The organism is Salinivibrio sp. ML323, assembly GCF_001995745.1.
Classification (GTDB): domain Bacteria; phylum Pseudomonadota; class Gammaproteobacteria; order Enterobacterales; family Vibrionaceae; genus Salinivibrio; species Salinivibrio kushneri.
Window position 1 is genome coordinate 175,816 of sequence record NZ_MUES01000006.1, and the last position, 12,483, is coordinate 188,298.

Consider the following 12,483-nt stretch of genomic DNA (forward strand, 5'->3'; position numbering starts at 1 on the left):
GCTGATTAAGCATGCAAAAATATACCCAAGCAGGGGCAAACTGCAAGCCTTTATCTGTGTGTTGTGGGTCTATGACCATATTCACCCTACACAGGTTCAATTTCTTTTAAATGTCGGCGCGTCGCCAGCAGCGCCGCCAACACCCCAAGTAAGATGGAGCCCATTAACAATAGCAAAGATTCATCCCAATTGAGTCCGCTAAGGGTAAAGGGACTGTCATAAAGCTGTGCAAATTGCCGCACCGCCCCATCCATTAACCAGGTGTTTAAGCCGGTGAGTAACCACGCGACGATCGCCGCCAGTCCGCCCAACCATGCGCCCATATAAAGATAAGGCCGTAAGATAAAACGATCGGTCGCTCCGACCATTTTCATCACTTGGATCCGTGCACGATGATGGAGTACCTGCAACCGCAAGGTATTCCCCACGAGTAGCACGACAGCTGCCAACATCAACCCRGAAAAAAGCCAGGCAAGCGTAATGGCCAGCGTTTTGATCGCGTCCAACCGTGCTAGCCAATCCGTATCTAACCGCACTTCGTCGACTTCAGCCAGTGCCGAAAGTTTGTCGGACAAAGCTTCAACACGGGCGGTCAAAGAGATGGCGTCTTCTCCGTCTGCACGGGTCACGTCAGGTACCACCACCAAAACAGCAGGCAAAGGATTATTATCTAACAAGCTCACCGCTTGATTAAAGCCTCGCTGCTGTTTGAGCGACGCCATCCCTTGGTCGGGCGAGATGTACTCAATGCTATCAATGGCGGGCCAACCCCCCAGCTGCTTCGCCAGTGCTTCACCTTGCTGCGACGATTGCTCGGGGGTTAAAAACACATTGAGCTCAGCAGGGCTATGCCACTGCGCGCTCACTGCCACCACATTCTTGGCCAATAAGTAGAAGGTCGCGGGTAAGGAAAGTGCAACCGCTAACACCATCAAGGTGAGTAGATTCCCCATCGGGCGTTGAAACAGATCCCGCCAGGCCGTCGAGGCATGACGCTTTTGCGTCTGCATAAAAGATTCAGCCATGACTGACCTCCGCCAAACTGCCTTGCTGAAGGTCAAAGCGCCTAAGATGACGATATTGCTCCAGCAAGCTAGTGTCATGGGTTGCCATGAGAATGGTCACGCCTACTTGGTTGAACAGGCGAAAAAGCTCCATGATTTGCGCTGATAACGCGGCATCGAGATTCCCCGTTGGCTCGTCCGCCAACAGGACTTGCGGGCGATTGACCACCGCCCGGGCAATCCCAACGCGCTGCTGTTCGCCCCCTGATAGCTGAATCGGGAAACAACGCGCTTTATCCAACAGCCCCACTTTATCCAACGCCGCTGACACACGTTTTTTGATTTCACCTTCTGGCTGCTGCTCAATACGCAACGGCAACGCCACATTCTCGTAGACAGTCGCGTCCATCAGCAGGTTATGATCCTGAAAAATGATCCCTAAATGGCGACGCAAAAAGGGGATATCTTGGCGCGGAATGCGGGAAATATCATGGCCATTGAAGTAAATCTGCCCATCGCTGGGGCGTTCAATGGCGCAGATCAGTTTCAGCAGCGTGCTCTTTCCGGCACCAGAATGGCCGGTTAACAGCGCCATATCCCCTTTGGGAAGCTCAAAGCTGACTTTTTGCAGCGCCTGACGACCGCCCCGATAGGCTTTACTTACCTGCTGAAACTGAATCACGGTTATTCCTCCCGGCTAAAGAGCGCCTCGATAAAGTCGTTGGCGTTAAAGGTGCGTAAATCTTCAATGCCTTCACCGACACCAATATAGCGAATCGGAATATTAAATTGTTCTGCCACGGCAAAAATCACTCCGCCTTTGGCAGTACCGTCTAATTTTGTCAGCGTAATACCCGTTATCGGTGCAATCTCATTAAACAACTTGGCTTGGCTGATGGCGTTTTGCCCGGTGCCAGCATCCAGTGTCAGCATCACCTCGTGTGGGGCCCCCACATCCAGCTTTTGCATCACACGCACAATCTTACGCAGCTCTTCCATCAAATTGGCTTTGTTCTGCAAGCGCCCTGCCGTATCCGCAATCACCACATCGACGTTGCGCGCTTTGGCCGCTTCAATCGCGTCATACAGCACAGAGGCACTGTCGGCGCCCGTGTGTTGCGCGACCACAGGCACCTGGTTGCGCTCACCCCAGGCTTGCAGCTGTTCCACCGCCGCCGCACGGAAGGTGTCACCGGCAGCCAGCATCACCGACTTGCCTTGGTCTTGGAATTGGCGCGCCAATTTACCAATGGTGGTGGTTTTCCCCACGCCATTGACCCCGACCATTAAGATCACATACGGCTTTTGATCGGTCAGCACCAGCGGTTGCTCGACCTTTTCCAGCATGTTCGCCATTTCTTGTTTGAGGATGCCATATAAGGCTTCGCCATCTTTTAAATCGCGGCGACTGGCTTTATCGGTCAGGTTATCGATGATTTTGGTGGTCGCTTCCATCCCCACATCAGAGATAAGCAGCTGCTCTTCGAGCTCCTCAAACAAGTCATCATCGATTTTCTTACCGCTAAACAGGCCAAAGAACCCCGACCCTAAGTTGGTTTTGGTTTTTTGTAAGCCACGTTTTAAGCGGGTAAAGAAGCCTTCGCGTTGCGGTTTTTCACGCTCGCGAACCGCAGCTGGCTCTGGCTCTGGCTCTGGCTCTGGCTCTGGCTCTGGCTCTGGCTYTSGCTATCAGATGCAAGGGTTTCTTGCGATTGTTGCGGGCTCGCCTCATCAATCGGTGTTTCTACCGATGTGGTTGACTCTGCCGTCTCTTCCGCCCCGTCTGACGCAGTCGTTGGCGACGCTTGTTCTGGTTCAGGCTGTGTCTGGTCTTTTTTCCGACCCAAACCCAACCATGACATAAATCCACGTTTCTTTTTTTCTGCCATTGGCAAATCCTAAAGCATGCTTGATACAATCAGCGACTCAATACCGAATCGACATAGTCTATCACCTTCTTTACGGTCAAAAAATCTATGGTTAAACGCGCCAACCGCAAATCTTCATCGGCTCACGCCTCTCGGGGAGCTGGGTCTGTTCGTATTATTGCTGGCCGCTGGCGTGGCCGTAAGCTTGTGGTGCAAGATGCGCAAGGGTTACGCCCGACGACCGACCGGGTAAAAGAAACCGTGTTTAATTGGCTGGCACCCTATTTACCGGGGGCACGCTGTCTGGATGTGTTTGCTGGCAGTGGCGGATTGGGCTTTGAGTCCCTCTCTCGCGGCGCCGCTTGGACGCAGTTTTGCGAAAAAAACCCCGCGGCAGCCAAGCAACTGCGAGATAACCTCGCGCAGCTTGGCGCAGAGAATGCGCAAGTAGACAGCACCGATGCCCTAGCGCTTCTCGCGACCCCGCCGAAAAACGGCCCATTCGATGTGGTCTTCGTCGATCCCCCGTTTCATCAAGGGTTGCTTAACGACACCTTGGCTGCGCTAGAAAACAACGGATGGCTCGCACCTGGGGCATGTATTTACGTTGAAGCGGAGAGTGAGCTGGATGACTATCACGTCCCAGGAAGCTGGCACTGCCACCGTGAAAAGCGTGCTGGACAAGTCAACTTCCGTCTCTATTTCAACGACAAGGCATAAGAGAAACGCAATGAAAGGATTAATTTTACTCGCCAAAGCCGCCATCGCCTTTGTGTGGCTCGTATTGATTGCCAATATTGTCCATCCGTTTCCGGGTGTGGCCGCCATGGCACTTTATATTATGACGGGTTTTTTGCTGGTCATGCACGGGCTACAAATGCTGATTTTTTTGGGGGCGTTTGGCGATAAAATTGCCATGAGCCGCTGGGAAAAGTGGTCAATCCTAATTTTTGGGATTTTTGCGCTGCTCGATATTCGCCGCAAGCATATGATGTAGCCCTCACTCACGACTATGCTGGCATTGCCAGCATAGTTCAAAACTGCCGGCGTTCTCTTCCCCACAGTGCTCGCATACCCAGTGCGTCTCGCTTTGCGCTTCATACGCCTGCAGTAATTGTCTTGCTTGAGCGACGTTTTCTGGGGCAACCCATAAGGTCACACCTTGCACATCGGCGGGTAACTCGCCCACTGCTGCACTTAACGCTTCGCCTTTCAATACACAATCAATGTGGTGGCTGGCTAACAGGCCTTTTAGGCTATGGGCCTCCAGTGTATTCATCGCTTGATAGACTTTTTCCATCCTCACCCTCCTTGAGCGATCACCACCGAGGCACTGATCAGTGCTTGCGCGAAAAAGTAACTCGACATCACCATCGCTTGTGCAGGGCGAAATTCACCTTTAAAGCGGACAAACGCCAGCACCGTATCTGACACCATAAAACAGATAGCGCCAGCCAGTGCGAGCGCCGCCGCGGGCGAGTGGGTATTCAGCCAATATTCACCCGCCGCCCAGACCATCTGGGTGATCACGGCAATATACACGGCCACAGGCAGCGCGAGCTGGCCTAAGTTTGGGAGCAGTAAAAGAAAGACGATAATGCCCAGTCCCGATAGCATAGCGGGCAACCACCACACCATATGGCCATCAAACTGTGCCCAAAACGCGAAGATATAGACAAGATGGGCGAGCAAAAAGCTGGTTAACCCCTGCACAAATCTGTCTTTAGGGAGCATTAAAAAGACATCACCCACCACGGAAAACAACAACGCGACGAACACCCATTGCGCATAATGAGAGGCGCTAATGTGAGTGCCCACTATCGCCATTAGCATCGCAATAGTCAGCGGTTTAAACAGATAAAACTGCCAACGCGGGCCCCGGTAGGCTGCGGAGATATGCAGCAGTCCAGAACAACAGACAGCGAACCAGCTCCACATGAGTATCATTCCTTTCAAGACAAGGACGCCAAGTCTAGGCAGGCTGGCGGAGATGTCCAGCGTCCCTTGATGAGAACAAGATCCAGTTTAAAAAAATCGTAACGTTAACCGTGAGGTGACAACCGATCATTATGGTTAGCTAACCACTCCACTGCGGCCACACTTGCGCGTAAAAACCAATTGCCCCCGCGGTAAACAGCAGGATAAGCCCCGCGGCAAGCCGCCAAATCAATCGGTTGCTTCGCGGCACTAATTCTGACTCACAATATTTGCTCACCGATATAAATTCACGTATATCGTCCACTTCGTAACCCTCTTCATGAACGACCTTATTACGAATCGTCGCCACAAAGCGCAATTTCTTGATCACCTCATGCGGCAGCCGTTTTTGGCTACTGTCGATAAGCTGATGGAGCCCTTTCCCTTCGGCGTGATAGTGCTCACGCAGCAAGCTTTCTAGGCGCTTACTGTGCTTAATCACCACTGCGACGTCATCCATGGTCTCTCTCCTTACCGGCCCCCACCTTATAAGTATGGTGGTTTTTATACCATTTAGGGGCATCAGGCTTCATGATTGCGATCTGATCCTGTCATCCTATATTCAATCAGTTATGACCGCCCTTGTCGTCAAAAGTGTCATCATTTATGGCACCAACCACGCGGTGGCGCGATAACGCTGGAGTACAGCAGTGGTCAACGCCGCCCCCGCAAAGGCATACAGCGTCAGTAAGGGGATCCAAACCAGTGCGGGCGATAAGGTGGGCCAATAAGCACGCACGGGCCAGAGAAACACCGGGTGAATCAGGTAGATCCCGAGACTATAACGACTTAAGGTCGCCAACCACGATGGGGTTGCTTTCCCCGCTCGCCATTGCCTCACCGCCAGAAACAGAGCAGCACTGATCAGTACCGTATTAACCGTGGTATACGACAGCCACCCCTCGGTAATATATTGTTGATGCGTAACACTGGTGGTCAACACGTGATACTCGGTCATCCCCAATGCCAACAGGCCCAGCCCCCACCACAGTGACAACGCACGTGGCGCTTGGTGCAGCCAATAGCCGAGCCATAAGTAACCGCCGTACAGGATAAAATCATTCCGCCACCAGCCATGCGCGCCGGTTAAATACCAAGCGGTGACGCCTATCCACGCCATGCCAACCAACGCCACTGACCATGGCGGTAAGCGTGGCACTAACGGACGCAGCAAGGGCACCCAAAGTAGCAGCGGAATGTAATAGTAAAAAAAACCGAGGTGATAATAGGTTTCATGATCAGGCGCCGCCTCGAGTGTTTGAACGACGGTCTGCCACGAAAAACCATCCGGCGTCAGTCCAGACAGGCACGCAAAAGCCAACGACCACACCAAAAAGGGCACCACCACCTTAACCACGCGGCGGCGGATAAAATGGCGCAAACTGAAAGGGCGCGTCGACGAGAGCAACAGTAAGCCGGAAATCATGATAAAAATCGGCACTGCCCAGCGACTCGCACTGTTTAGCCCCACCGCGACGGTCCAATCACTCAGCGCGATATCACCGATTTGAAACCGATACGGGCCGAGTACATGAATCGCCACCACGAAAAAAGCGGCGAGGACACGCAATATGTCGAGGTAATCAATATGTGTCTGTGTTTTAGTCTGTTGCATTTGTTAACACTTTTAACCCGTTACCGGTTCGAGCACCCATCCATCATACGCCAACTTCCCGTCAAATGATGTCCGTTAAAGTCATTATCCAGTCAAATATGTTGTTTTTTAAGTTAATTAGCAGCACACAGATCGCGTTTTAACCTTAATAACTAGCTTTTAATCTTGCTATTTAAGTTAAAAAACAATTAACATTCGGCCTCCTTTTCCCATAGACGGGAAATGCAGTACAACCAAGGAGACCAATCCCATGCACTCAAGTACCACTGAGCAACAAGGTGGGCCGCACAAGCGCACACTGTTTACGCGCTTTCTCGATACCGTCGAGTGGCTCGGTAACCTGCTCCCTCATCCAGTGACTTTATTCGCGATTTTCTGTGTCGCTATCCTGCTCGCCTCGGGTATTGCTGGCTACTTTGATGTGTCTGTCGCCGACCCCCGCCCAGAGGGTGCCAAAGGGCGCGCGGCCGATGGCATGATTTATGTGCAAAGCCTGCTCAACGCCGAAGGCTTGCAAATGATCGTCACCAATTTGGTGAAAAACTTTACCGGCTTTGCCCCACTCGGCACCGTGCTGGTCGCCATGCTCGGTGTGTCAGTCGCAGAGCACTCCGGGCTGCTGTCCGCTTCGATGCGCGGTCTGGTAATGGGCGCGTCGCGTCGCACCGTGACCTTTACCATCGTGTTCGCCGGTATTATCTCGAATACGGCTTCAGAGCTTGGTTATGTGGTGTTAATCCCGCTTGCGGCGATGATTTTCCACTCATTAGGCCGCCATCCATTAGCCGGGCTTGCCGCCGCGTTTGCGGGTGTATCCGGCGGCTATTCAGCCAATTTATTGTTGGGAACTGTCGACCCTTTGCTCTCAGGGATCACCGAGTCAGCCGCGCAGATGATTGACCCGGATTACAGCGTTGGGCCTGAAATGAACTGGTACTTTATGTTCATTTCTACCTTCTTCATTGCCATTGTGGGCGCGTGGATCACCGATAAGATTGTCGAGCCTAAGCTGGGACAGTATGACCACGACCAAGCCTCTGAAGATGTCGCCGCCGCCTCCGCGAGCAAGCTGAATGATGACGAGAAACGCGGTCTTCGCAATGCCGGGATTGCGGTGCTGATTGTCAGCGGTATTTTAGCGCTTACCATCGTCCCTGAGTGGGGACCACTGCGTCACCCCGAGACCAATGAAGTGGCAGGCTCGCCGTTTTTGAAAGGCATTGTGGCCTTTATCATGGTGTTCTTTGCCGTCCCAGGTATCGTGTTTGGCCGCACCGTCGGCACCATCAATAACGATCGCGACGTGATTGATTCGATGTCTAAGTCGATGAGCGCCATGGGCATGTATATCGTGCTGGTGTTCTTCGCCGCGCAATTTGTGGCCTTCTTTAAATGGACTAATTTTGGCCAAGTGATTGCCGTCGGCGGTGCTGACTTCTTGCAAACCATCGGTTTAACAGGGCCAGCGTTGTTCTTTGCCTTCATCTTGATGTGTGGCCTGATTAACCTCTCGGTCGGCTCAGCATCCGCGCAGTGGGCGATCACTGCCCCGATCTTTGTGCCGATGTTAATGCTGGTCGGGTATGCCCCAGAGACGATTCAATCGGCCTATCGAATTGGCGATTCAGTGACCAACATCATTACCCCGATGATGAGTTACTTCGGGCTGATTTTGGCGGTGGCGTGTCGCTATGTGAAAAATCTGGGGATTGGTACCTTGATTGCCACCATGTTGCCTTATTCGATGATCTTTATGGTTGGATGGAGCATCCTATTCTACGTATGGGTGTTCGTGCTCGGTCTACCCGTTGGCCCTGGCGCAGAAACCTACTACAACTTCAACCAGTAACTTATCGTTATTCGGTGTTAAGGCAAGCGCTCGCGCTTGCCTTTTCTTTTTGCCGCGGCGCTTTTCCCACAAGTGTCATTTTCATCCATCCCTCAAGACGGTTATAGTAAGTCTATCTCAGTGATGGTAAACCAAGATGACAGATCTCGCCGACAGTCAGGATCAGCCGGCTTTTGATGCGCACTCTCTCGCCCGTGAAGCAGTGCTGAGCGATGCATTTAAACACCAGATAACACCTTTTTGGCAACAGCGTGAACAAGGCTACTTCCACGGTGAGGGCGGGTTGCGTTTGCACTGGTGCAGCTTTACCCATCCGCAGAACACGCGGGCAGTCGTGGTGGTCAATGGCCGCATAGAAAGCGTGATGAAGTATCAAGAGATTTTTTATGACCTCTTTCAGATGGGCTATGACGTCTACAGCTTTGATCACCGCGGCCAAGGGTTGTCCGAGCGGCTCGTGATCAAACCGCGCGATCTGGGTCATGTCGAACGCTTTGACGACTATGTCACTGATCTAGCGACTTTTATGCAATTTATTGCCGCGCATCGGCAATACGACCAAACATTTATGCTCGCCCATTCCATGGGCGGAGCCATCGCCACACTCTATGCGCACCAATTTCCCCATGCCATAGACGGGCTTGCGATGACCGCACCCATGTTTGGCGTGCAAGTGAATCCTTGGCTTGGGCGTATCGCGCCTTGGCTATGCCGCTCGTTAGCGCGCTATCAGCATCCACCTCGCTTTGGGCCCGGCCAAGTGGGTTATCGCCATGTGCCGTTTGAGCAAAACCGCTTAACCCATTCACGCGCACGCTACGCCTGGTTTCGTCAGCTCTACATCAATCAGCCTCAGTTGCAAATCGGCGGGCCAAGTGCGCGCTGGATTGCCGAGGGCATGGGAGCGGCCCAGCACTGTTTAGCCATCGCCCCCCAATTGGCGACCCCGATACTTATTTGCCAAGCCGGCGGCGAACAGATTGTGTCTAATCCCGCCATGGCCGAGTTCCATTTTTTACGCCGGCAAGCCAATCAGCCGAGTCAATGGCAGTTTTTCCAAGGTGCGCGGCACGAAATCTTGTTTGAAACCGATACACATCGCCAAGCAGCATTCACGGCCATCGATGATTTTTTTCAAACTCAGTGCCAACGTTAAAAGCGGAAATCGAACAGTGAGAAGGTTCCCTTTTTCGCCGTCGTCAGTTGCAGTAGACTCAAACATACTGTGATTGTGATCGCCTAACTAATGAGGACATGATGTACAAACTCGTCGCTTCTGATCTCGATGGTACCCTGCTCACCCCAGAGCACAGTATCGCGCCCTATACCAAACAGGTGTTGGAACAACTGCATCAGCAAGGCATCCACTTTGTATTTGCCACCGGGCGTCATCATGTTGACGTGGCTAGCATTCGTGAGACCGTCGGCATTCCTGCATACATGATCACCTCCAATGGCGCACGCGTGCATGACAGCGATGACAATTTGGTATTCCAACACAATGTTGACCCTGAGATTGTTGCCAACCTCATCAATGAGGTGAAACAAGATCCGACCGTCACTATTCATCTGTATCGCGATAATGACTGGCTGCTGAGCAAAATGGATGAAGAGCTCGCCCGCTATCATAAAGACTCTGGCTTTAACGCCCAGGAGTTTGATGTCGACAACCCACCGGTCGATAACATCGCGAAGATTTTCTTTATTCGCCACGATCACGACCACTTACTCAAATACGAACACCAGTTTTTGTCCCAGTATGGCGAGAGCATCAGCGTGGCATTTTCGACGCCATTCTGCTTGGAAGTCATGGGTAATGGCGTGTCCAAAGGCGCGGCGTTAGAGGAAGTGGCACGTCGTCATCAGCTCAACTTGGCCGACTGTATTGCCTTTGGTGATGGCATGAACGATGTGGAAATGTTGCGCGCCGCTGGGCAAGGTTTGGTGATGGCTACCGCCCAAGCACGTGTCAAATCCACCCTCTCAGATAAAGCCATTATTGGTAGTCACGCTGATGAGGCGGTAGCGCGCTATTTGAAAGCGCACCTATTAGACTCACTTTTATAAGCGACCTGGCTCTCACCGTGAGCCAACAGGCGTCTGATAGCGATGCACTATTCCCCCGCCATCGCCAAGATTGCCTGCCATTGCGCTGTGGTAACCGGCATCACACTCAGCCGGTTACCTTTTTTCACCAACGGCATCTCAGCCAGTGCCGGGTTTTGCTTCATTTCAGCCAACTTAATCAGTGGCAGATGACGCTGATATGCCACATCCACCATAAACCAACGCGGTGTCTCAGGCGTGGCTTTCGGATCAAAGTAGCCGCTTTGTGGCTCAAACTGAGTATGATCGGGGTAACACGCGCGCACGACGGTGGCGATCCCCACCACACCCACGTGTTTGCACGAGGAGTGATAAATCAACACTTCATCGCCAACGCTTACCTCATCACGCAACATATTGCGTGCCTGGTAATTGCGCACGCCCTCCCAACATGAAACCTTTTGCTGCTTTAGTGTGTCTATCGAAAAGGTATCTGGCTCTGTTTTAAATAACCAATAACTCATGCTAGCTTGCTCTTAACCGGATGATGGCGGCAATCTTGCCCTGCCCGTAATCCAGGCGCAAGCCTCTCTTTTCGCTCAGTACAAGGAGTTTTTCGTGCCATCTTTTCGCCCTCTTATTATCGTGTCGGTCAGTATGCTGACCCTCGCAGCTTGCAGCAGCAGTCCTTCGGGCCCCGTAGAGCTTGGGCATCGTAGCGATAAAGTTGACACGGGTCTGGTTCATACGCCGCAGCCTTTTATGCAAACCGGCCAAATCTCTGTCAGTCCCGAAACAGCTAGCTTCACGCCGTGCGGCAGTCAAAAGCAATATTGGCTGGATTTAACCGCCGATCAACGCGCAACCTTATCCCAGCAGGCCGGGCCGGTATACAGTGAATTTGAGGGCTACTTTACGCCGGTGTCACGCCGCGGATACAGTGCTGATTACCCCGCCGCGGTGACCATGACACGCTTAAATATGCTCACCAGCGAACTAGAGGGATGCGCGCAACCGCGTAATACCTTGTTGGCGGAAGGACAGACCCCGACCACCTGGTCGGCGGCCGTCGGTCAAGGACACCTCGCTTGGGAAAGCGAGCAAGACTCACAAGAGCGCCCGCTCAGCGGACAAAGCATGAGCCAAGAGCAAGCACAATTCCGAGCCCAACAAGCCGCTTTAACGCTTAGCGCGCAAGGCTGCCAACAAAGCGCTAACACCCTCTATGGCTGGCAAGCACGTTTAAAAACAGCGAAAGGCACTTACCAAGGGTGTGCGATCTTGCCGTCAGTGGATACCAGTCAGCATTGGGCGGGCGAATACCAAGGTACCAGCCAGTCGCCCGGCCAACCGACACTGACCACACAACTGACCTTGCTGCCCGATCATAGCGCCATCACCAGCTACCACCCACAAGGGGAAGCGGTGACCAAAGAAACCGGGATTTGGCAGCCGATCGGGGACAATCAAGTGCAAGTGCTCACTACTCGCAGTGGTGAGCAAATGGTGGTGTCTGAGCGCATATATACACGTAACGGGTTTACCCTCACCGCCTCCGAGGAAACCTTTAATGGCAATACCTACTCATTAGGTCATGACGGCTTAACGCTGAGGCTCAAAGTCGGGGATGCCGTGAACGTATCAAACCAAACCGGCATTAAAGGCAGCGCCGAGAAAAACCCGCGCGTTGAGCAAGCACTCAAAGACTACCTCAGCGATAACGGCCAAACCGGCCCACTCACCTATCGCTGGCTCACCCACGATCTCAATCAAGACGGGCAGCCTGAGCTGTTGGTCTTGACCGACAGCTGTGGCAGTGGCGGCTGCACCTTATTGGTGTTTAAAGGCGACGCGCAAGGCTGGCAGTTTAATAGCCGCATGACACTGGTGCATGTGCCGCTTTTATTAGCACGCAACCAAAGCCAGGGTTGGCATGATCTAATCGTGCCGGTCGGTGGCGGTGGTGCGCCGGCAGGCCACCATGTGATGCGATTTGATGGGCAGCGTTATCCACTTAACCCCAGCACTGCGCCTCGCGCGCCCAAACCGGATGGCTCAGACACCGCCTTATTTGCCGATGGCATCTATGCCACCCAGCAAGGGGCGGTATTGGGAGAAGAATAA

The 12,483-nt window shown here is 52.8% G+C and carries 14 protein-coding genes and 1 pseudogene; 6 read left to right on the forward strand and 9 right to left on the reverse strand.

Going from position 1 to position 12,483, the window contains the following annotated elements; genetic code table 11:
• Positions 1-86 precede the first annotated feature (86 nt).
• From ftsX to BZG13_RS15445, 4 genes and pseudogenes are all read right to left on the reverse strand, one after another.
• The gene (ftsX, locus tag BZG13_RS06640) at positions 87-1,025 is read right to left on the reverse strand and encodes a permease-like cell division protein FtsX (protein WP_069361988.1); all 939 of its coding nucleotides are present in this window, start codon (positions 1,023-1,025) and stop codon (positions 87-89) included.
• Entirely contained in the window at positions 1,018-1,686 is a 669-nt protein-coding gene (ftsE, locus tag BZG13_RS06645; RefSeq protein ID WP_046074629.1) for a cell division ATP-binding protein FtsE, read from the reverse strand. Before ftsE ends, ftsX begins: the two co-directional genes overlap by 8 nt.
• 2 nt (positions 1,687-1,688) lie before the next feature.
• Positions 1,689-2,645, reverse strand: a pseudogene (ftsY, locus tag BZG13_RS06650) (signal recognition particle-docking protein FtsY); the annotation flags it as partial.
• On the reverse strand, positions 2,585-2,893 hold the full coding sequence (locus tag BZG13_RS15445; protein WP_241824784.1) for a hypothetical protein: 309 nt from the start codon (positions 2,891-2,893) through the stop codon (positions 2,585-2,587). The pseudogene ftsY and the gene BZG13_RS15445, both read right to left, overlap by 61 nt.
• A gap of 87 nt (positions 2,894-2,980) precedes the next feature.
• On the opposite strand from BZG13_RS15445, the gene rsmD reads away from it, so the two are divergent.
• Positions 2,981-3,592, forward strand: coding sequence for a 16S rRNA (guanine(966)-N(2))-methyltransferase RsmD (gene rsmD, locus BZG13_RS06655; RefSeq protein ID WP_077485960.1), 612 nt, complete (start codon positions 2,981-2,983; stop codon positions 3,590-3,592).
• 10 nt (positions 3,593-3,602) lie between these two features.
• On the forward strand, positions 3,603-3,869 hold the full coding sequence (locus BZG13_RS06660; protein WP_069361778.1) for a DUF1145 domain-containing protein: 267 nt from the start codon (positions 3,603-3,605) through the stop codon (positions 3,867-3,869).
• 3 nt (positions 3,870-3,872) lie between these two features.
• On the opposite strand, the gene BZG13_RS06665 is transcribed toward BZG13_RS06660, so the two are convergent.
• From BZG13_RS06665 to BZG13_RS06680, 4 genes are all read right to left on the reverse strand, one after another.
• The gene (locus BZG13_RS06665) at positions 3,873-4,172 is read right to left on the reverse strand and encodes a putative signal transducing protein (RefSeq protein ID WP_069361779.1); all 300 of its coding nucleotides are present in this window, start codon (positions 4,170-4,172) and stop codon (positions 3,873-3,875) included.
• Positions 4,173-4,174: 2 nt separating this feature from the next.
• Positions 4,175-4,810 (reverse strand): lysoplasmalogenase, encoded by a 636-nt coding sequence (locus BZG13_RS06670; protein WP_077485962.1) that lies wholly within the window; start codon positions 4,808-4,810, stop codon positions 4,175-4,177.
• Between the two features lie 139 nt (positions 4,811-4,949).
• A complete protein-coding gene (locus BZG13_RS06675) occupies positions 4,950-5,309 on the reverse strand; it encodes a DUF4145 domain-containing protein (RefSeq protein ID WP_069361781.1) in 360 nt (119 codons plus the stop codon).
• Positions 5,310-5,453: 144 nt separating this feature from the next.
• On the reverse strand, positions 5,454-6,464 hold the full coding sequence (locus BZG13_RS06680; protein WP_077485964.1) for an acyltransferase: 1,011 nt from the start codon (positions 6,462-6,464) through the stop codon (positions 5,454-5,456).
• Positions 6,465-6,714: 250 nt separating this feature from the next.
• Between BZG13_RS06680 and BZG13_RS06685 the strand changes: the two genes are divergently transcribed.
• The 3 genes from BZG13_RS06685 to BZG13_RS06695 all read left to right on the forward strand — a co-directional run bounded on the left by BZG13_RS06685 (position 6,715) and on the right by BZG13_RS06695 (position 10,380).
• Positions 6,715-8,313 carry an AbgT family transporter gene (locus tag BZG13_RS06685; protein WP_077485966.1) on the forward strand — a complete coding sequence of 533 codons (1,599 nt, stop codon included), beginning with the start codon at positions 6,715-6,717 and terminating at the stop codon, positions 8,311-8,313.
• A 136-nt stretch (positions 8,314-8,449) separates the two neighbouring features.
• A complete protein-coding gene (locus BZG13_RS06690) occupies positions 8,450-9,469 on the forward strand; it encodes an alpha/beta fold hydrolase (protein ID WP_077456824.1) in 1,020 nt (339 codons plus the stop codon).
• Between the two features lie 101 nt (positions 9,470-9,570).
• Positions 9,571-10,380 (forward strand): Cof-type HAD-IIB family hydrolase, encoded by an 810-nt coding sequence (locus BZG13_RS06695; protein WP_069361785.1) that lies wholly within the window; start codon positions 9,571-9,573, stop codon positions 10,378-10,380.
• Positions 10,381-10,427: 47 nt separating this feature from the next.
• Here BZG13_RS06695 and BZG13_RS06700 read toward each other — a convergent pair whose 3' ends face one another.
• A complete protein-coding gene (locus tag BZG13_RS06700) occupies positions 10,428-10,883 on the reverse strand; it encodes an EVE domain-containing protein (protein WP_077456826.1) in 456 nt (151 codons plus the stop codon).
• Between the two features lie 94 nt (positions 10,884-10,977).
• On the opposite strand from BZG13_RS06700, the gene BZG13_RS06705 reads away from it, so the two are divergent.
• On the forward strand, positions 10,978-12,483 hold the full coding sequence (locus BZG13_RS06705) for a hypothetical protein (protein WP_077485968.1): 1,506 nt from the start codon (positions 10,978-10,980) through the stop codon (positions 12,481-12,483).

Coding starts and splice junctions, on each gene's coding strand:
- rsmD (WP_077485960.1), top strand. CDS start 2,981: ATGGTTAAACGCGCCAACCGCAAATCTTCATCGGCTCACGCCTCTCGG.
- BZG13_RS06660 (WP_069361778.1), top strand. CDS start 3,603: ATGAAAGGATTAATTTTACTCGCCAAAGCCGCCATCGCCTTTGTGTGG.
- BZG13_RS06665 (WP_069361779.1), bottom strand. CDS start 4,172: ATGGAAAAAGTCTATCAAGCGATGAATACACTGGAGGCCCATAGCCTA.
- BZG13_RS06670 (WP_077485962.1), bottom strand. CDS start 4,810: ATGTGGAGCTGGTTCGCTGTCTGTTGTTCTGGACTGCTGCATATCTCC.
- BZG13_RS06675 (WP_069361781.1), bottom strand. CDS start 5,309: ATGGATGACGTCGCAGTGGTGATTAAGCACAGTAAGCGCCTAGAAAGC.
- BZG13_RS06680 (WP_077485964.1), bottom strand. CDS start 6,464: ATGCAACAGACTAAAACACAGACACATATTGATTACCTCGACATATTG.
- BZG13_RS06685 (WP_077485966.1), top strand. CDS start 6,715: ATGCACTCAAGTACCACTGAGCAACAAGGTGGGCCGCACAAGCGCACA.
- BZG13_RS06690 (WP_077456824.1), top strand. CDS start 8,450: ATGACAGATCTCGCCGACAGTCAGGATCAGCCGGCTTTTGATGCGCAC.
- BZG13_RS06695 (WP_069361785.1), top strand. CDS start 9,571: ATGTACAAACTCGTCGCTTCTGATCTCGATGGTACCCTGCTCACCCCA.
- BZG13_RS06700 (WP_077456826.1), bottom strand. CDS start 10,883: ATGAGTTATTGGTTATTTAAAACAGAGCCAGATACCTTTTCGATAGAC.